General features: G+C 46.6%; 15 protein-coding genes. 14 read left to right on the top strand and 1 reads right to left on the bottom strand.

Annotation, left to right across the window (positions count from 1 at the left end; genetic code table 11):
• Nucleotides 1-32: 32 nt before the first annotated feature.
• Nucleotides 33-2186, top strand: coding sequence for a flagellar hook-associated protein FlgK (gene flgK / locus ABD028_RS17310; RefSeq protein ID WP_343846564.1), 2154 nt, complete (start codon nucleotides 33-35; stop codon nucleotides 2184-2186).
• 12 nt (nucleotides 2187-2198) lie between these two features.
• Nucleotides 2199-3425 carry a flagellar hook-associated protein FlgL gene (gene flgL, locus ABD028_RS17305; RefSeq protein WP_343846562.1) on the top strand — a complete coding sequence of 409 codons (1227 nt, stop codon included), beginning with the start codon at nucleotides 2199-2201 and terminating at the stop codon, nucleotides 3423-3425.
• 6 nt (nucleotides 3426-3431) lie between these two features.
• Here the strand turns inward: flgL and ABD028_RS17300 are convergent, their stop codons facing one another.
• Nucleotides 3432-4370: a hypothetical protein gene (locus tag ABD028_RS17300; RefSeq protein ID WP_343846560.1), complete on the bottom strand. Its 939-nt coding sequence runs from the start codon at nucleotides 4368-4370 to the stop codon at nucleotides 3432-3434.
• A gap of 258 nt (nucleotides 4371-4628) precedes the next feature.
• On the opposite strand from ABD028_RS17300, the gene ABD028_RS17295 reads away from it, so the two are divergent.
• From ABD028_RS17295 to pseF, 12 genes are all read left to right on the top strand, one after another.
• On the top strand, nucleotides 4629-5453 hold the full coding sequence (locus tag ABD028_RS17295; protein WP_343846558.1) for a flagellin N-terminal helical domain-containing protein: 825 nt from the start codon (nucleotides 4629-4631) through the stop codon (nucleotides 5451-5453).
• A 366-nt stretch (nucleotides 5454-5819) separates the two neighbouring features.
• Complete coding sequence (locus ABD028_RS17290; protein ID WP_343846556.1) at nucleotides 5820-6650, top strand: flagellin N-terminal helical domain-containing protein; 831 nt, start codon at nucleotides 5820-5822, stop codon at nucleotides 6648-6650.
• A gap of 514 nt (nucleotides 6651-7164) precedes the next feature.
• Complete coding sequence (locus tag ABD028_RS17285) at nucleotides 7165-7995, top strand: flagellin N-terminal helical domain-containing protein (RefSeq protein WP_102795744.1); 831 nt, start codon at nucleotides 7165-7167, stop codon at nucleotides 7993-7995.
• A gap of 896 nt (nucleotides 7996-8891) precedes the next feature.
• The gene (locus ABD028_RS17280) at nucleotides 8892-9725 is read left to right on the top strand and encodes a flagellin N-terminal helical domain-containing protein (RefSeq protein WP_343846553.1); all 834 of its coding nucleotides are present in this window, start codon (nucleotides 8892-8894) and stop codon (nucleotides 9723-9725) included.
• Nucleotides 9726-9794: 69 nt separating this feature from the next.
• Nucleotides 9795-10202 carry a flagellar protein FlaG gene (locus tag ABD028_RS17275; RefSeq protein ID WP_343846551.1) on the top strand — a complete coding sequence of 136 codons (408 nt, stop codon included), beginning with the start codon at nucleotides 9795-9797 and terminating at the stop codon, nucleotides 10200-10202.
• 16 nt (nucleotides 10203-10218) lie between these two features.
• Nucleotides 10219-11688 carry a flagellar filament capping protein FliD gene (gene fliD / locus ABD028_RS17270; RefSeq protein WP_343846549.1) on the top strand — a complete coding sequence of 490 codons (1470 nt, stop codon included), beginning with the start codon at nucleotides 10219-10221 and terminating at the stop codon, nucleotides 11686-11688.
• 13 nt (nucleotides 11689-11701) lie between these two features.
• Complete coding sequence (gene fliS / locus ABD028_RS17265; protein ID WP_343846547.1) at nucleotides 11702-12133, top strand: flagellar export chaperone FliS; 432 nt, start codon at nucleotides 11702-11704, stop codon at nucleotides 12131-12133.
• Nucleotides 12130-12441, top strand: coding sequence for a hypothetical protein (locus ABD028_RS17260; protein ID WP_343846546.1), 312 nt, complete (start codon nucleotides 12130-12132; stop codon nucleotides 12439-12441). The genes fliS and ABD028_RS17260 overlap by 4 nt, the downstream gene beginning before the upstream one ends.
• A gap of 1 nt (nucleotide 12442) precedes the next feature.
• Nucleotides 12443-16018, top strand: a complete 3576-nt coding sequence (locus ABD028_RS17255) for a motility associated factor glycosyltransferase family protein (RefSeq protein WP_343846544.1) — start codon at nucleotides 12443-12445, stop codon at nucleotides 16016-16018.
• Nucleotides 16008-17006: a UDP-N-acetylglucosamine 4,6-dehydratase (inverting) gene (gene pseB, locus ABD028_RS17250; protein WP_343846542.1), complete on the top strand. Its 999-nt coding sequence runs from the start codon at nucleotides 16008-16010 to the stop codon at nucleotides 17004-17006. The genes ABD028_RS17255 and pseB overlap by 11 nt, the downstream gene beginning before the upstream one ends.
• The gene (gene pseC, locus ABD028_RS17245; protein ID WP_343846540.1) at nucleotides 17003-18142 is read left to right on the top strand and encodes a UDP-4-amino-4,6-dideoxy-N-acetyl-beta-L-altrosamine transaminase; all 1140 of its coding nucleotides are present in this window, start codon (nucleotides 17003-17005) and stop codon (nucleotides 18140-18142) included. The genes pseB and pseC overlap by 4 nt, the downstream gene beginning before the upstream one ends.
• Nucleotides 18143-18437: 295 nt before the next feature.
• The gene (gene pseF / locus ABD028_RS17240) at nucleotides 18438-19154 is read left to right on the top strand and encodes a pseudaminic acid cytidylyltransferase (protein WP_343846538.1); all 717 of its coding nucleotides are present in this window, start codon (nucleotides 18438-18440) and stop codon (nucleotides 19152-19154) included.
• Nucleotides 19155-19173 lie beyond the last annotated feature (19 nt).

Below are 19173 nucleotides of genomic sequence, written 5' to 3'. Positions count from 1 at the left end.
GAACAAGCCCAATCTGTGTTTCGGGGAAGTCCATGACCCTTATTCGTACCTCTGATCTGCTGAGCATTGCTGCATCGGGCATTAATGCCCACAATAATATGCTGCGCACCACGGGTAATAACATTGCCAACGTGAATACCGAAGGCTTTGTGCGTGAACGTACCACTTATGTGGCGCAGTTAACCGGCGGGGTAGGACGAGGCACCACGGAGCGTATTTTAAATACCTTTGCTCAGAACCAGTTGCGCCGCGACACCACCACCTTAAGTGAAGCTCAGTCGTTCTACGATAAGATTTCGCAACTGGATAATATGTTGGCCAGTGAAGCCAACAGTATCTCTGGCAGTCTCAGCCGTTTCTTCGCTTCCATGCAAACCGCTATCGACGAACCTGGCAACCTGGCTTCCCGCGACTTAGTGCTGGGGGAAGCCAATTCTTTGATGGAACGTATGTCCAGTCTGTCAAAATATATGCGCCAGATGGAAAAAGACGTTAATCAGGAACTGACCAGCGTTACCCAGGAAGCCAATGATCTGATCAAAACCATATCTGCCCTGAATACCCAGATCCGTTATGTGGAAAGCGCTTCAACCCAGCAGGAAGCTGGCGTGCTGAGAAACGAGCGGGATCTGGCTATCCAGAAGCTATCCGAAATTGTCGCCATTGAAACCCGTAATCTGGATGACGGCTCTACTATGGTGCACCTGAAAAACGGTGAAGCTCTGGTGATGGAAGCCGGGGTGTTTAATCTGTTCCAGATCAGTGGTGACCCGGATGCGCAACGGCAAAGGCTCACCCTGGTGGCATCTAATGCGCCCGTCACCCTTGGCGTGGATGAAACAGAGATGGGCGGCAAAATGGGCGGGCTGTTTTCATTTCGCGATGAAGTACTGGGGCCCAAACAGCGGGAACTGGGGCAACTGGCGCTGGCGTTTGCCGATGCCATGAACGAGCAGAATGAACTGGGTATGGATTATGACGGCCAGTTGGGCGCCAAGCTGTTTGAGTTGCCAGAATTTCAATCATTGGGATATCAGGATAATTCAGCACCCAATCTGGCCATGAATGGCCGGGTGGAAGAGAATCAGGCTGAGAATCTAACCACGTCGGATTATCGTGTTACGGTAAATGCGGTCAATGCTGGTCCGCCCGCGACCCTGGACGTGACCGTTGAGCTGTTAAATTCAGACGGCTCGCCAACCTTAGGCACTAACGGCAACCCGATTGTGTATACCTATGCCGGCGCAAATGCGTTATCTACCGGCGCGGGTAACTGGAGTAGCATTGGCGATGGTCTGGAAGTGGAATTTCCAAGCGGTGCCTATGCGGTAGACGACCGGTTCCTGCTGCAGCCAACACGTAACGCCGCCTCCCAAATTGATTTGGATGTATTGCGTGGTGAGGATCTGGCCTTTGCTTCGCCAATTAAAGCAGAAGGTAATATTAATAATTTAGGCTCTGCTACTGTGGTATCCACTGCGGTGACTAATACTCATGTCGACAATGCCGCGCCTTTTGACCCCGACACCTCGGCTTTTGATGGCACAGGTGGGCTACAGGGCCCAGGTGCTGCACCCGGCGGTGGCGTGGGCGCACCAACCCAGATCCGTTTTACTGCCGCCGATACCTTTGAAGTGCTGGACAGTGCAGGTACGGTGATCACCACGGTGGCAGGCGCAACCGATTTAAGAAATCTGATCGAACAAGCCAAAGGCACTCCTGGCTGGCCGGCCGCTTTTAGCTCACCGCCACTGGACGATTACCCTGGCTATGACGTTAGTCTGGAAGGGGTACCTAAGGCCGGAGACACCTTTAGCATCGGCTATAATACCGATGGTGTGGATGACAACCGCAACGGCCTGGAGCTGGCCGGATTGCAGGACGTCAACACCGTGCGCCGGGATGCCAGTAAACCCTTTAGTGACCAGAATGCCACTACTTTTCATGGTGCCTATGCCGATACGGTGAGCTCGGTGGGGGAAAAATCCGCTACCGCTGGCATTGAATTAAAAGCCGCCAAGGCGATGCAGCAACAATCCAATGACTGGTTTCAGTCGGTATCCGGGGTGAGTCTGGATGAAGAAGCGGCCAACTTAATCCGGTTTCAGCAGGCCTATGCAGCATCGGCCCGTATTCTAAGTACGGCGCAGACCCTGTTTGATACTATTCTTAGTGCTGCCAGGTAATGAGGTAACAAGATGAGAATCTCCACCAGTCAGCTATTCGACCGCGGTATCAACAATATTCTGAATGGCCAGGGCGACCTGTCCGATATTCAACAGCGCCTGGCCTCGGGTAAAAAGCTATTACGCCCATCTGATGATCCCGTGGGGGCATCTAAAGTGATCCGCCTGACCGAGGAACTGGACCAGATAAAGCAGTTTCAGCGCAATAATGAATTACTTACCGCAGCCTTAAAAGAACAAGAAGCGGTAATGCGCAATATTAATGACGCCGTGACTAACGCCAGAACCAAAGCTATTCAGGCGGGCAGTGGTGCCATGACACCGGAAAGCCGGGCCGCTATTGGCGTTGAGATTGCGCAAATCCGCGATCAGGTATTCGACCTGATGAACTCCAAAAATGCCGCGGGTGAATATATTTTTGCTGGCTATCAGTCCAAATCCCCGGCTTTTGTGTATGATCCCAGTGCCACCGGCAATAAGTATTATTTTCAGGGCGATGAAGGCACTACCAATTATCAGTTATCACCGTCGGTGAAAATTATGGGCAATGACTCCGGCAAGTCGGTGTTTGAAGATGTGTTTGCCCGTTTTAAGTCCAGCATTGTAGGCTCTACCGCAACGGATGCATCATTAAAAATAAGTGAACAAAACGATCTGGACCGTTTTCACCAGCAAAACTATGATGCCGTCACCCCGGCCAATAATAATTTTCAGATACAAATCAATGGTGCGGGTAATCAGGTTACGGTAACCAATACCGGTACCTTGGCCAATTTGGGCACCTTTAACTTTACCTCTGGTGAGCCTTTTACCTTTAATGGTATGCAGTTCACCATCGATGGCGCTCCTGGGGACACAGTGGATTTTTCGCTGAATCCACCGGAGAAGAAAAACCTGGCGCAGACCCTGGATGATTTTTTTGTTGCTCTGGACAACCCAGATATTGCCCAGCAGGATTTTTTGACCGCCCTAGATGATGCCATTATCGGTATGGACAATGGCCTGAAGGCACTTGGCGCGGCGACTTCAGGTATTGGCGGGCGCTTAAATGTGGCAGGCGCCGTGTTTGAATCTAATCTGGATCTGGAAATCGCATCCAAGGAAGCCCGCTCCGTGGTACAGGATGTGGATTATGCTCAGGCGGTATCTGACCTTAGCCGCCAGGAAACCGCCTTACAGGCGGCGCAAGCCACCTTTTCCAGGGTCACCAGCTTATCGCTGTTTGATTATGTACGTTAATTATTCCTAAGTAAGCTTAAGTTCCAGCTCCGACAGGTAGATGCGACTTTGTTGGCCTTGATGGCTGGCATAATAGCTTATGTAGAGTCTATCGCCCTTTCTGACCAATCCGGGGTAACTGGTATCGCCGCCGGAGGGCAATATACACAGCAGTTTCTTTTTCCAGCTAACCAAGTCCAGACCAATAAGCGCTGTTTTAGGCCCGGATGCCCGCCAGATCCTGCCTGCCAGCAACGCTTGGTTGCCTTCCAGCAACAGCATAGCCGGCCCGCCCAGATAAAAGCCCAGATCCTGCCATTGCCAGCGACGATAGGGGGGCTTGGCGATACCTAGCTGTGCTGTGCAGGTATCGGCGTCCCGCCTGAGCAGTATATAGGCAGTTCCATCCGCAGCGAACTGCAAATCTGATTCATTGGGGTAACCCTTGCCGTGTTTGCGTAAGCCGAACAGCTCCGGCTCAATACAATCAAAACTGCCGCGCGGGTAGCCGCTATACAGCCTGGTGCTTTGGGCACTGCGATTGTATGCCACCCCATAAGCCTTATCGTTATGCCAACTGATACGCCACAGCCACCAGTTCCTGTCTGCAAAACCTTTTGCGGCAGTCCAGCTATAGCCGTCCTGAGACAACCAGGTGGTGGGCTGTCCGAAGCGGGTTTTATTGTCAGCGCCGCAGTACCTGGCATAGGCAAGTAGCATCAGTTTGTTGTCGGGGGTCAGGGACAGCTTAGGATCGCGCAGATCGGCTCCAGCGATGCGCAGTAGCTGGTGCCTGAGCACCTTGCCCTGCCAGTCCAGATAAAGCACCCGGATTTTGCCATCGCCACTGATATGGTTTGTTGCTTCGCGAAAGCAGCACACTAGCATGTTGTTGAATTCACAAAGATCGCTGAAGGCATTGTGGGGGGCGTGGGACCATAAGTTGGTCTGATGGATTATGTGCATTTTCTATACATGCTGAAATTGTCTGGGAACCTATTGAAACGCAAGTCTTTTATCAATGCAAAGGCGGCAAAGTTTTTCCGCTTTGTTTGCCGGGCGGCAAAAATTTTCTAAAGGAGTTTTCAAGGGCGTCGATAACCTTAAACGAGAGAGCCAGTAACACTAACTTTTTAACCAAAGTTATTGTTCTTAAAGTGTTTTTAACCTTCGGCGAGAGCCGGATGCCAGCTGACTGCTGGACTGAGAGTGTAGGAGAGGTCTATGTCCTTGTACGTTAACACCAACGTTTCGTCTATCAATGCGCAACGTCAATTGTTCAACTCCGGAACAGCATTGAATGTCTCATTCGAGCGTCTGTCTTCTGGTTTCCGTATTAACCGAGCCGCCGATGATGCCGCTGGTTTGCAGATCACCGACCGTATGACTTCACAAGTCATGGGCCTGCAGCAAGCTGTGCGTAACGCCAACGATGCCATTTCACTAACCCAGACCGCTGAAGGCGCGCTGCAGGAAATCACATCATCACTGCAACGTATCCGTCAGTTGGCTGTACAGTCTCAAAACGGTATCAATACGTCTGCTGACCGCACCGCGTTGCAAAAAGAAGTGTCTGCCCTGAAAGCTGAAATGAGCCGTATCGGCACCACTTCACAGTTTGCCGGGGTTGATTTGCTGACAGGTTCATACTCTGCAGCCTTCCTGGTAGGTGCAAACGGTGGTCAAACCATTTCTGTTAACCTGTCAAGAAGCGGTGGTTTCGGTACCTCAGGTCTGAGTCTGTCTGATTTGTCTGTTGCTACAGCCGCTGACGCTTCTGCAGCCTTGGCATCTATAGATGCGGCCATTTCAACCATCGGGGCTACCAGAGCGGATTTGGGTGCGTTGCAAAACCGCTTCCAGTCAACCATTCGTAACCTGAGCAATATCATCGAAAACGTATCCGGCGCCCGTTCGAGGATCCGTGATACCGACTTTGCTACTGAAACGGCTGAACTGACTCGCAATCAGATCATTCAGCAGGCCAGTACCACAGTACTGAGCCAGGCTAACCAGAGACCGCAGGCCGCCCTGCAGTTACTGGGATAAGTTAAACCTACATGACGCCAGGAGGTAGAGTGAGAGGTGTCATGCAGGTGAGAGGTTCGCTCATTCTCTCCTAACGTAAGAGCGATTGGTCGGAGGAATTCCTCCGACCATTTTTCCCTCAATACAGGCCAATGAGTACCGAGCAAATCTTTGATTTAGCTTGGCTTTTTGCGTTGCTAAAAAAAGTGCTAAAGCTTTTTCCTGATCTGAACGATACATAGGGCAAGACACTTGGTGAAAATAAGAATAACAGCCAGGAGTCAGGACGAAACCGTCAAAAAACATAATAAAGGTTTCGCCAACGCCAAGATTACTAATAAAAACAATAAGTCTGGCGCTTAGTATCGATCAAGTTAGGAGAAAATCATGAGCTTATACGTCAGCACCAATGTGTCGTCGCTTAATGCGACCAGACAATTGTTTACATCCAATGCTAATCTCAGCACTGCCTTTGAGCGTTTATCATCTGGCTTCCGTATCAACGGCGCCAAAGATGACGCTGCCGGCCTGCAGATTTCTGACCGTATGACGGCGCAGATTCAGGGCCTTAATATGGCCGTGCGTAACGCCAACGACGGCATTTCCCTGGCACAAACCGCAGAAGGGGCGATGCAGGAGATCACCAATGCTCTGCAGCGAATTCGCGTGCTTGCGGTGCAATCACAAAACGGTATTAACAGCTCGGCTGACCGTCTGGCCCTGCAAAAAGAAGTCTCAGCTCTGAAATTGGAGATCAGCCGTATCGCTTCCACGTCTCAGTTTGGTGGGGTGAATATTCTGGATGGCGCCTATTCTGCGGTGTTCCTGGTGGGAGCCAATGCGGGTCAGTCTATCAGCGTGAATATTTCCCGTCCGGGTGGCTTTGGTGCCTCAGGCCTGTTTAACGGTATTAATGTATCGGTCGCCACGGCTGCGCAGGCATCAGCTACTATGGGCCTGGTGGATACAGCAATATCTATTATCGGTGGGGCCAGGGCCGACCTGGGTGCGATTCAAAACCGCTTTCAGTCCACCATACGTAACCTGAGCAACATCTCAGAAAACGTTGCGGCGGCAAGATCACGCATCAAGGATACAGACTTTGCCGTTGAGACGGCAGAATTGACCCGCTGGCAGATTATCCAGCAAGCCAGTGTGACTGTGCTTGGCCAGGCCAATCAGCGCCCGCAGTCAGCATTGTCACTGTTACAAGGATAATAAAGATGAACAAGGTAACGTCATTGCGGGGGCAAGCGGCGTCATCCTGAAGACAGAATGGTGAATATGTAGGTTTGGTCTCTATTCACCATCCCTGACTCTCATAAATGTTAATTTCAACATTTAACTAAATGAGAAATAAGGGAAAAGAAAGGTCGGTATGCAAAGTTTGTGGGGGCAAGCCGCATCCGACCTGAAGACAGAAAATCTTTACCAAAACTTGATCGATAGCAGGATGCACTTTTAGCAAGGGACGGCTCTTTTATTTAAAAAGGCCGACTGACAGGCGTGACGCCAGGAGGTAGTGAGAGGTTTGAGGTTTGGCCATCAAACCTGTCGTGTCGGCCAGAGCATTCGCTCACTTTCTTGCATTTGCAGGCTCAAGTACCGGCAAAGCCAGTCAGAAAACTGACTGACGGATAGAGAAAAGCACATAGCGTGCCAACTATTAATTGCCAAAAAAGGCGTCAATACAACAAAAGCAATAAGACGCTAACTTGTTAGGAGAGAAATCATGAGCCTATACGTTAGTACTAATGTCTCGTCACTGAATGCGACCAGACAACTTTTTACCTCAAATTCCAATTTGAGTACTGCCTTTGAGCGATTGTCTTCCGGCTTTCGTATCAATGGTGCAAAAGACGACGCAGCCGGTCTGCAAATCTCTGACCGTATGACCGCCCAGATCCAGGGCCTGAATATGGCGGTGCGAAATGCCAATGACGGGATTTCCCTGGCGCAGACTGCGGAAGGGGCGATGCAGGAAATTACCGGCGCTTTGCAGCGTATCCGCGTACTGGCGGTGCAATCGCAAAACGGTATCAACAGTTCGGCTGACCGACTGGCGCTTCAAAAGGAGGTGTCTGCTCTTAAGCAGGAAATCAGTCGGATAGCGTCAACGTCCCAGTTTGGTGGGGTGAATATCCTGGATGGTACGTATTCTGCGGTATTCCTGGTGGGCGCTAACGCTGGCCAGTCAATCAGTGTGAATATTTCCCGCCAGGGCGGATTTGGGGCGTCGGGATTGTTTAACGGCGTGAACTTGTCGGTGGCTACCGCCGAAGGTGCATCAAGATCCATGGCGATGATAGACACAGCAATCTCTATCATTGGTGGGGCCAGAGCGGACCTAGGTGCGATTCAAAACCGCTTTCAGTCCACCATACGCAACCTGAGTAATATTTCGGAAAACGTGTCAGCGGCAAGATCGCGCATCAAGGATACAGATTTTGCCGTCGAAACGGCAGAATTGACCCGCTGGCAGATTATTCAGCAGGCTAGTGTGACGGTGTTGGGACAGGCGAATCAGCGGCCTCAGTCGGCTTTGTCACTGCTGGGTGGTTAGTTTTAACAGTTTGGACTTGTAGTGGTGGTGTGCATTATTGCCCAGTGTAGAAAAAGGAAATTCACCACAGAGACACAGAGAGCACAGAGGTTTTCCTTGTTGGGGGATTTGGTCAGAAACGAAACGTGCCAAGGTCTACCAATTTTAAGGTGAACTGTTTGTAATTCGAGAGGGTAGGAAATGAGAGGCCGCCCCTGGTGAGAAAGGGGAATACCTTGTCTCACCAATCTGGACACCAGCAGCATCAAAGCAATGCTGGTTCCCAGCCTCAGGATTGAGGCTGGGACAAGGAAAAAAACGCCGACTGACGGACTGAGAGTGTAGTAGTGGTTGAGAGGCCAGTTTGCATTCTCTAACCCGCAGTCGGACCGAAACCTTATTTGCTCGTTCTCCTAACTTGAGCAAGTTGGCCGGGTCATCTGACCCGGCTTTTTTAATCTGCCGATGTCAAATTCACCATTTCCAACAATGTACTCATTTTATAAGCACAGTGCGTGCCAATAATTTTCTCCAAGATCTACTATCTGATTCTTAGTTGCAGAGTTTAGACCCAGTGCTAGGCAAGTACGCATAGATTCATTGCTGCACGTTTTATCTCAAGACTGTCAAATCGTCAAATCGTCAAAGTGGCAAACGGTTGGAACTCCCTAAATACAGCTTCCGCAGTGTGGAAAAGTCAATACAAAACAGTTGCTTAAATTTATTTTAAAAAAATATCAAATTTTTCCTAAAGACTCTCAATGGTGTGCCGATACCTAAAGTCGAGGGGTATTTTAAGTTTTGAATTTTGGCTTGGTGTCAATCTTCAAGTGTGAGGCAACTCAGCAATGAGTTGATTTGAGGCAAGTCAGTAAAGGTATGAGGGTACCTTTGTTGGCTTTCAGGAGGTAACTTCCATGACTTTGTATGTAAATACTAACGTATCGTCCATCAATGCTCAGCGCCAGTTGTTCAACTCAGGCAATGCTTTGTCAACGTCGTTTGAAAGACTGTCATCAGGTTTTCGTATTAACCGTGCCGCTGATGATGCTGCTGGTCTGCAAATTTCTGACCGTATGACGTCGCAAATCCAGGGCTTGAACCAGGCAGTGCGTAACGCTAACGATGCCATTTCTTTGACGCAAACCGCTGAAGGTGCATTGCAGGAGATTACATCTTCGCTGCAACGTATCCGCCAACTGGCCGTGCAATCACAAAATGGTATTAACTCGTCTTCTGACCGTACGGCGTTGCAGAAAGAAGTGTCTGCGCTTAAACAGGAAATCAGCCGGATTGGCCAGAATACCCAGTTTGCTGGTGTCGACCTGTTAAAAGGCAATTACTCTGCTGCCTTCTTAGTGGGCGCTAACGGCGGTCAAACTATCTCGGTAAACCTGTCTACCACCGCTCCCGACGGTGGTTACGGTGCATCTGGTCTTAGTTTGGGTAGTCTTACTGTTGCGACCGCGAATGACGCTTCAGCTGCACTGACAACTATCGACAATGCCATCTCCACGATTGGTGCGGCCCGTGCCGATTTGGGTGCATTGCAAAACCGTTTTCAGTCCACTATCCGTAACCTTAGTAATATCGTCGAGAATATCTCCGGTGCCCGTTCGCGGATCCGCGATACCGACTTTGCTACCGAAACGGCTGAACTGACACGCAACCAGATAGTGCAGCAGGCGTCATTGTCTGTACTGAGCCAGGCCAACCAGCGCCCTCAGTCAGCCTTGTCTTTGTTGGGTTAACCTGAAATGGCCGTTATACTTTGAAGTATATCGGCCACTTTCTTTACTCTATTAGAGTGGAGGTGAAAAATGGACGTTAATTTTTCACAGTTGCCCCCGGGACTATCAGGTGCAGCGCTTGATGCTGTGGCTGAGCGTACCAATGTACCTGTTGTTTCTGAGAAGGAAGCACCTAAATCAGAATTGGCAGGTAAATTGCCTGAAGAAGTTAAAGTCGAGGAAACGGCCGCCGATAAAGAGAGTATCGAAACGGCTGTGCAGGATGTGCGTGACTTTGTGCAGGCACAGAATCGCAACCTGAATTTTGCCTTCGACGAGGGCAGCAACCGTTCTGTTATCAAAGTAACAGATGCACAATCCGGTGATGTGATAAGACAAATCCCATCGGAAGAAGTGTTAAAGCTGGCTGAGCGCATAAAGGAACTTCAGTCTGAAGTTGGCGCAGCAGTAGGAGTACTGTTTAATAAGTCAGTATAACTTTATGAGGTAGAGCATGGCTATTCAGTCTTTAGGAGTTGGTTCAGGCTTGGCCCTGGATGACTTGGTAAAGCAGTTGTTGGAAGCTGAGCGCAAGCCCAAGTTCGATCGTCTGGATAAGCGGGAAGAATCACTGGATGCTGTTATCTCAGGTATCGGCTCGCTGAAATCCAAAATGGATGCCTTTAAGGAATCTGTTGATGCACTACGCCGGGATACGGCCCTGTCTAAACGCTCCGCAGTAACGACTCATCCTGGTGTCAGTGGCGAGGATGCTACTGGCCCCTTTACCGCTGAGGCATCTAATAGTGCGGCAACCGGCTCTTACCAGATTACTATAACAGAGCTTGCCAGTGGCAGCCGGGTTGAAACGGCCAATGCTGCAGATGGAGGATTTAACAGTAGTTCTGATGTGGTCAGTGCCTCTGCCGGTACCCTGACTTTTCAAGTCGGCAGTAAAAGTTTTGACGTTGACGTCACGGCCGGTATGACGGTTCAGCAACTACGCAATAAGGTGAATAGCTCTGCGAGTAATTTTGGTGTCACCGCCAGTGTGATCAGCACGGGTACTGCAGGTGGGGGCGCTAAACTGGTATTTAGCTCTGATGTTACCGGCACCGGTAATGACCTTAAAATCATTAATAAGAACGATATTGCTGATTTAGAGAGGGTGTCTACCACTGATTCGACCGAAACCCAGACTTACCTGGGCTATGCAAAAAATGCCACTAATGCTAAAGCTACCATTGACGGTATTTTGGTGGAAAGTGCCACTAATCGTTTTGAAAACGTAATTGAGAACGTTGCTTTCGAGGCTAAAGAAGTATCCAGCAAAGATGCGCTTGATAACTTTGTAGCGTCAACGCTTGAGATAGGATACGACAAAGATGGCGTTGAGAAAAAAATCCGCGACTTTGTGGATGACTACAACACCCTGATTTCTGAAATCACTACATTGACCCGCTATGGTCAGTCTGAATTGGAAGAAGACGGGGCCTTGGCCGGTGATTTTATGGCCAGAGGTATCCAGAGTGGCCTGGCCAGCATTGTTTCCAGTGCGGTGCCTAATTCTAAACTTGGTAGTTTGTTCCAGCTCGGCGTTTCTTTTGATGAAGATGGCAAGCTGCAAATTTCAGACTTCGACGAGTACGGCTTTGGTAGCGGTGAAGATAAGCTCAAAGAAGCCTTTGAAGATAACTTTGACGAAATTGCCAAGCTGTTTACCGACGATGAGTTTGGTATTGCCACAAAAGCCTACGATTTTGTGTATGAGTACACCACCTTTGGTGGCCTGCTAAGAAGCCGTGAAGACTCCTATAAGAATGAAAAAGACTTACTGGCCGATGACCGGGAGCGCCTAGAATTACAGATGCTGAATTATGAAGATATTCTACGCAAGAAATATCTGGCATTGGACCAGACCGTCAGTCAGTTAAATCGAACCGGCAGCGCTTTGATGGCATCTTTGGCCTCAGCCGGATTTTAAAGGAGCTGTATAAATGTCACTAAAAGGTATTAATGCCTACAAAAAGGGCAATATTAAACAGGATATTGCCAGTGCCGACCCGCATAAACTTACACTGATGTTAATGCAAGGCGCATTAGACAGAATGGCGTTTGCCAAAGGCAGTATGGAACGGAAGGAATATGAAGCTAAGGCAGAGCATTTATCCAGGGCATCAGCCATAGTAATGAATCTGCGAGACACGCTGGATATGTCTTTGCAAAGTGAAGTATCAGATAACCTCTATGCCTTGTATGACTATATGTTGCAGCGCTTAATCGATGCTAACGTACAGAATAGCTTGAAGATTATGGACGAAGTGATTAGTCTGATGTTACCCATAAAGACCGCCTGGGCTGAGATTCCCGAACAAGCCAAACAAGAGGCTTATGAGGCAAGGCGGCAAAAACAGCAAGCGGCCGTGTGAACAGTGTAAATCTTCATCACCCCTTTACCTTTCCCGACTTAGACAGACTCAATGAAGCCCTTAATGGGCTTCTTTGCCAATCAGAACCTAATATTGAGGCTATTCAGCAACTGATCGTTGAGCGCGACCATATGGTGCTTGCGCATGTGGCTAACCTTGAAGGTGACAAGAAATCGGCATTTGCTCAGGCAGAGTTGGCATGTAATAAGCTTCTTGGTGAAAAGCTTGCTGAATTCAGGGATGCCGTAAAAGCCGATCTAACCAGTTTGCTCAGAAGCCGTAAAGCCATAAAGAAGTACAGAAAGTAAGATGCTGAAAAATATTCGCTTACATGTAGAAAAAGATGAAGAACGCCAGGCTGAACTTGAACAGCAGCTTGCAGCCCATATCGCTAAAACCAGTCAGGAAAACTTTAACAGTTTTCAGCGCTACATCCCTTCCCTGACCGGTTATTTCCATCAGCAAAGTCAGAACATTTCTATCTTTTGCAATAAATATGGTCGATACAATATTGTTGATTACGGAGTGGGGCGCACCCTGTATGGTTTTGATCCCGAGCAGGAGTGTTTGCAGCATGTTCAGGCTTTCTGCCAAAAAGCATCATATTTTGATTTTTCTGCCGATCGAGAAGAAGAGCATAAATCGACACCTCCGCTGTCAGAGTCTGTTACTTTAGAAAGTCTGCCAGCCTATCAGGCATATCTGAATCGTACACCTCTACCTTCAGTACCAGAACTGGTTGTTGTATTTGGCTTAGGCCTGGGTGTCCACATTCGTTATCTGGTGGAACATTTCAAAATCAAGCATATAATCATTTACGAGCCTGATGTTCAGTACTTCAGATGCTCTGTGATGGTCACCCATTGGAAAACAATATTAGAACTGGCAAAGCAAAAAAATACAGCAATTTATTTTCAGATTGGTAAAGATGGTCGGGACTTGTTGGAGGACTTTGCTGAGTTAAAACAGCATGTTCAGGTGCCGGGAGCTTATTTTTATCAGCATTACAATCATCCTGTATTTAATTCCATCGTAAATCAACTTCAAAAAAAATCATGGTTGGAGTTAAGTGAGCGAGGGATGAATTTCCAACTTGTGGAAAATGTGGATGAATATTGCCCTCCTTGGACGCCGACCTTGACGTTGCAAGATTGGCAGGACGTCAGTCCAGATGATTCATTGTATAAAAGTAATCTTGCTGCATTTAGTAAATATTTCCCGGATATCTATAAAGAATTTAGTGATTATTGTCCTAAGATTTGGTTGCCGGTCAGTTCTGTGGATGGTCAGATAAATTTGGTGCAAAAGCAACGCTTGGTATGTTGGTATGGAGACCAACCATTAGACGAAGGACTGGCTAACTTTGCAGGCTTTGCTGAATTCCCGCACAAAGATGGTTTGGTTTTGGGGTACAGTGGTACGAAACTAAAGCATTATCTTCACTACAAATTTGTTGCTAAAACGGAAGAGATTCTCAAGAAGCTAGATGAAGAACAAGGAAGCCTACCTGAGACAATTAAATCTGTTATTTTGTTTGGTTTAGGCTGTGGTTATCAGTTACAAGCCTTAATGAATGAACACAATGTAAATAATTTATTTATATGCGAGCCTAATCGAGATTTTTTCTATGCGTCTTTGTTTGCGATTGATTGGGCTGGAATTCTAAATAAAATAGATAAGTCAAGAGGGCGGCTATATATCAACATTGGAGATGATGGAAGTAATTTGTTTAAGGACTTATTACGTCAGTTTTATGTTATTGGTCCTTATATTCTGAATAGTACTTATTTTTATCAAAGTTACTATAATGGAATATTAAATCAAGCCATTGCGCAGCTTCGAGAACAGTTGAAAGTTGTAATTTCAATGGGTGAATACTTTGATCATGCTTATTATGGCATTGCGCATACTAGAGAAGCATTAAAACGTGAATATCCATTCTTAAAGAAAAAGTCTGGCTTTGCTCAGCAGATCGTACATCAAACTGTGCCTGTTTTTTTGGTGGGCAATGGTCCGTCTTTGGATTTCTCAATTGAAACTATAAAAGAACACCAGGACAAAGCGATTATAGTATCCTGTGGCACATCCTTACAGGTACTGCACCGTAATGGTATCGTTCCTGATTTTCATGCTGAAATTGAACAGAATCGCTCTACTTTTGATTGGGCCTGTCGTATTGGTGATTTTGAGTATCTTAAAAAAATCACTTTAATTTCTTGTAATGGTGTTCATCCTGATACATGTGATTTGTACAAAGATGTCTTTTTGGCTTTCAAAGAAGGAGAGTCATCCTCAGTATCTACGCTACAAGTCTTGCGCGAAGAAAACTATCAGGTTCTAAAGTTTGCATTTCCAACGGTTACTAATTTTGCATTAAATTTCTTTGTCAATATAGGAATGAAGCAGGTATATCTATTTGGCGTGGATTTGGGGTTTTCTGATAAAAATCATCATCATTCCATGCAGTCTGGTTATTATAAAGAAAATGGCGAGGAGATTTACAACTATTCGGAAAAAAGTAATGTTGCTATAGTTGTACCCGGTAACTTTAGAAGAAGTGTATTTACTAAGTACGAATTCAAAGTTTCTAGAATGTTATTGGAGCAGTCTTTGGCTGCTGAAAAAATAGAGTGTTACAACTGTTCGGATGGTGCCAAAATTAATGGGGCTATTCCCTTGCGGATTGAGGATGTTTTAGTTTCTTCTGAGCCTCTAGATAAACAAAACTGCATTCTTTCTATTAAAAGTGATTCATTTTTAAGTTTGAAGAGTCATTTATTTAAATATGAATATGAGACTAAGTTTTCTCATCAGGCTCTTCTTGATGAGTTGGCGGTATTTTCCAAACTATCAGATACTGAAGTACAAGAAATGGAGCAGGCTGAAGAATTAATAGAACATCAAAAAAGATTATTGTTTATATCTTATCAGCACGGTCGATCGCTACTCTTTTATTTCTTGTATGGAACCATGAATTATGTGAACTCAGTGTTGATTAAAATTCTTCACTCGGCGTGTGACGAACGTCGTTGTCTTGACGATTTTAATATGGCCAGGCGTTGGTGGAATAGTGCACTAGTCAACATTTGTGAGCGTTTAGAACTGAAGTCTATGCTACTTGATGTGTCTGCAAGTTTCGCTTACCATCGATATGATTTAAACGTTAGACTTACAAGTATTGGATTGAAATTAACTGTTGTAAGTAATTCCGAACGTTTTGTTTGCGTTGCAAAAAAATTGAACGAATCAAGGCGGCTTGGTCTTGATATTGATTTTTTTGAGTGCGATAGAGCGTTTTCTTTATTAAATGGAAACTCAAGCGAACTGGTGGTCGTATATTCTAACCCTTCTTTAGATAGACATATCGAGTACAGTGAGGTTTTTAGTTGGGATAAAAAATTTCATTATGTTGTATTTGTTAACGAAATGAAGCCAGCGTTAGATGTTTGCGAAATTCCAAATAATGTATCTCTAATCTACCTCCCTGGTTGTATTGACCATCCAGATGGTTTAATACAAGGTAATGAAGTATTCAGATTTACTATTTTTTGTAGCTACTTAAATTCATTTGATGACTTCAGATTAATCATCCCCAAGGCGGTTGTTAACAATGTTAAAGTAGCTAACTCTCATTTTGTAAGTATTCCAAAAGATACGTTCTATCTTTATGACTTCCAAGACTCTATATGTTTTAGTCTAAATGATCCTGAACGTGTGATGATGCAAGCCGCTTCTGGAAATCGAGGAGACTATATTGGCCGGGCTTTGTCACCTAGCATGTTGTTACTTAGAGAAGAAAGCGAAGAGAGTTATGTAGCATTAAAGCAGCAAACTCTGGTTTCATTCCCCTTCTTAAATAAGGAAGACCGTCTTTATGTTCAATAATAAGAATATATTGATTACAGGTGGTACAGGATCTTTTGGTCGAAAATTCATCGCGAATATTGTCAAACTTTATGAGCCTAAGCGACTGATTGTTTATTCCCGAGACGAACTCAAACAGTTCGAAATGCAACAGAAGTTTTATCATCCCTGTATGCGCTATTTTTTGGGAGATGTACGTGATAAGCATCGACTCAGAACAGCAATGCGAGATGTCGATTTTGTGATTCATGCTGCAGCGCTAAAACAGGTGCCAGCGGCCGAATATAACCCCATGGAATGTATTAAAACTAACATTATGGGCGCGCAAAATGTGATTGAAGCCGCCATTGAATCTGATGTGGCTAAAGTCATCGCACTGTCTACTGATAAGGCGGCAAACCCGGTGAATTTGTATGGTGCGACTAAACTGGCATCGGATAAATTGTTTGTCGCGGCTAATAATATCTCAGGTGCCAAAGGTACACGCTTTGCTGTTGTGCGTTACGGCAATGTCGTTGGATCGCGGGGCTCGGTAGTACCATTTTTTAAAGAATGCCTGGCCCAAGGTAAGCATAAGTTGCCTGTTACTCACGAAGACATGACTCGTTTTTGGATAACTCTGGATAATGGTGTTGAGTTTGTTATTAAGAACTTTCAACGTATGCAGGGCGGCGAAATATTTGTGCCTAAAATACCTTCGGTCAGAATTCTGGATCTGGTTGAAGCCATCAGCGGCAAGCGGGACTACGAAGTGGTAGGTATTCGTCCGGGGGAAAAAATTCATGAGGTGATGGTGCCTGAAGAAGTGGCCCATCATAGTTTGGAGTTTGATGATCACTTTGTGATTCGTCCGCCTATCACCTTTTTTGAGAGGAACATCAATTATCACAAGAATAAGTTAGGGGAAACAGGCTGGGAAGTAGCGGAAAGGTTTGAGTATCACTCTGGTACCAATCCGCATTTTCTAACGGTAAAAGAGCTCCGCGAGCTGAACGAGTCAGCACTATGATTCCTTACGGTAAACACCAGATTGACCAGGAAGATCTGGCAGCTGTTATTGATGTTTTGCAGAACCAGCTTTTAACTCAAGGTCAGCAGGTACCTGTCTTTGAATCTGCCCTGAAAAATTATTGCGGTGCAGCGCATGCCACTGCCGTTAACAGTGGCACTTCCGCTTTGCATATTGCATGCTTGGCGCTGAATGTGGCAGAGGGGGATCTAGTCTGGACGTCACCCAATTCCTTTGTCGCCTCAGCCAATTGTGCCCGGTATTGCGGTGCACAAATCGATTTTGTGGATATTGATCCCATTACACGCAACTTATCCGTTGAGGCTTTGGCACAAAAGCTTGAAAAGGCCAAACAAGCCAATCGATTGCCAAAGGCCATTATAATGGTGCATTTTGCCGGTATGAGTTGTGATATGCGTGCCATTCATGCGCTGACAGCGCCATTAGGTATTGCGTTAATCGAAGATGCCAGCCATGCCTTGGGGGGACGCTATTTGGACAAACCTGTAGGTGGTTGCCAGTTTTCTGATGTCTGCATACTGAGTTTTCATCCGGTGAAATCCATTACCACTGCTGAAGGCGGCGCAGTGCTGACCAATAGTGCCACCTTGGCAGAAAAATTGCGGCTGTTTGCCAGCCATGGAATTACCCGAGCGGCTGATTTGATGGACGTTGAGAGTGAAGGCCCCTGGTATTATCAGCAGATTGCGCTGGGTTACAATTACAGACTTAGTGACCTGCATGCAGCGCTAGGAGTTTCACAGCTTCGCAGATTAGACAGCTTTATCGCAAAGCGCCGTGAATTGGTGCAAATTTATCGCGAGAAACTGGCCGGATTACCCTTAGTATTGCCATTAACAAGCTCAGACAGTGCCTGGCATTTGTTTACAGTCGAACTTCGGCAACATGATAGGTCTGAGATATTCGCTCGGCTGCAAAAGGCCGGAATTGGTGTGAATGTTCACTATATTCCCATTCATTTACAGCCGTACTATCGCAAACTCGGATTTAGGCCTGGGGATTTTCCTTACGCTGAGGCTTATTATCAAAACGCGTTGACACTGCCTCTATATCCCGGGTTAAGTGTCGATAATCAACAGTATGTGATAGATACTCTTATCAGTATTTTGGGATAAAAATACTATTAACTTCAGAGGCGCTGAGATCACAGGAGGTCTAAGGTGGATAGTTAGGGATACCGAGGTCGCAGAGGTTTGAAGGGCGTAATCTATTCGGTGTAGAGTGGAATTCATTCGACCAACCAAGACGAAAATAAGCACGTGGTTAATAAAAAGGCCCTACATAAAAATTAGAAGAACTAAACGGGCTCAGAACGGCAAGGTTTTCAGGATCTATATTCTTACCTTCTCTGTGCCTTCTGTGCCTTCCGTGCCTCAGTGGTTATAAAGAGTCTTAAACTAAGAGTAGTCAATGCAAGCGATAGCCATTATACCTGCCCGCGGCGGCAGCAAACGTATCCCGAAAAAGAATATTAAAGCCTTTTGTGGTAAACCTTTGATTGCTTATTCCATAGAGGCAGCCAAGGCCAGTGGTTTATTTTCAAAGATAGTGGTTTCTACTGATTGCCCCGAAATAACTGCCATAGCCCGGCAATATGGTGCCGAGGTTCCCTTTATCCGACCACCTGAACTATCGGACGATTTCATCGGCACCACCCCCGTGGTGCGCCATGCTATTGACTATTTACAGAATCAGGGTATTCAGCCCGAATATGTGTGCTGTATCTATTCTACCGCGCCGCTGCTGCAGGCAATTTATCTGCAACAGGGATTGCACCAACTTCAGCAAAACCTGGATAAATGTTTTGCTTTTTCCGTAACCAGTTTTGCTTTTCCTATCCAACGGGCCATTCGGGTTTTAGCAGACGGCGGTGTTGAAGCGATAAATCCACAGTTGATTGGCCAGCGCTCGCAGGATCTCGAAGAAGCCTACCATGATGCGGGGCAATTTTACTGGGGCAGAACCCAGGCCTGGTTGGAAGGACAGCGTATGTTTGCACCGCACAGTCTACCCATTGTATTACCCCGCCACCTGGTCCAGGATATTGACACACCGGAAGACTGGCAACGCGCCGAATTATTGTTTAAAGCATATGTCACCACAGAGGCACAGAGAACACAGAATTAGAGCAACTATTACTTGGTTG

Source organism: Bowmanella denitrificans (assembly GCF_039522935.1).
Taxonomy (GTDB): Bacteria; Pseudomonadota; Gammaproteobacteria; order Enterobacterales; family Alteromonadaceae; genus Bowmanella; species Bowmanella denitrificans.
Note: the sequence above shows the minus strand (reverse complement) of the source record. Positions and strands in the feature narration are given on the sequence as shown.

Bases quoted from the DNA above. Each gene is read 5' to 3' on its own strand.
- flgK (WP_343846564.1), top strand. From the start codon at position 33: ATGACCCTTATTCGTACCTCTGATCTGCTGAGCATTGCTGCATCGGGC.
- flgL (WP_343846562.1), top strand. From the start codon at position 2,199: ATGAGAATCTCCACCAGTCAGCTATTCGACCGCGGTATCAACAATATT.
- ABD028_RS17300 (WP_343846560.1), bottom strand. From the start codon at position 4,370: ATGCACATAATCCATCAGACCAACTTATGGTCCCACGCCCCCCACAAT.
- ABD028_RS17295 (WP_343846558.1), top strand. From the start codon at position 4,629: ATGTCCTTGTACGTTAACACCAACGTTTCGTCTATCAATGCGCAACGT.
- ABD028_RS17290 (WP_343846556.1), top strand. From the start codon at position 5,820: ATGAGCTTATACGTCAGCACCAATGTGTCGTCGCTTAATGCGACCAGA.
- ABD028_RS17285 (WP_102795744.1), top strand. From the start codon at position 7,165: ATGAGCCTATACGTTAGTACTAATGTCTCGTCACTGAATGCGACCAGA.
- ABD028_RS17280 (WP_343846553.1), top strand. From the start codon at position 8,892: ATGACTTTGTATGTAAATACTAACGTATCGTCCATCAATGCTCAGCGC.
- ABD028_RS17275 (WP_343846551.1), top strand. From the start codon at position 9,795: ATGGACGTTAATTTTTCACAGTTGCCCCCGGGACTATCAGGTGCAGCG.
- fliD (WP_343846549.1), top strand. From the start codon at position 10,219: ATGGCTATTCAGTCTTTAGGAGTTGGTTCAGGCTTGGCCCTGGATGAC.
- fliS (WP_343846547.1), top strand. From the start codon at position 11,702: ATGTCACTAAAAGGTATTAATGCCTACAAAAAGGGCAATATTAAACAG.
- ABD028_RS17255 (WP_343846544.1), top strand. From the start codon at position 12,443: ATGCTGAAAAATATTCGCTTACATGTAGAAAAAGATGAAGAACGCCAG.
- pseB (WP_343846542.1), top strand. From the start codon at position 16,008: ATGTTCAATAATAAGAATATATTGATTACAGGTGGTACAGGATCTTTT.
- pseC (WP_343846540.1), top strand. From the start codon at position 17,003: ATGATTCCTTACGGTAAACACCAGATTGACCAGGAAGATCTGGCAGCT.
- pseF (WP_343846538.1), top strand. From the start codon at position 18,438: ATGCAAGCGATAGCCATTATACCTGCCCGCGGCGGCAGCAAACGTATC.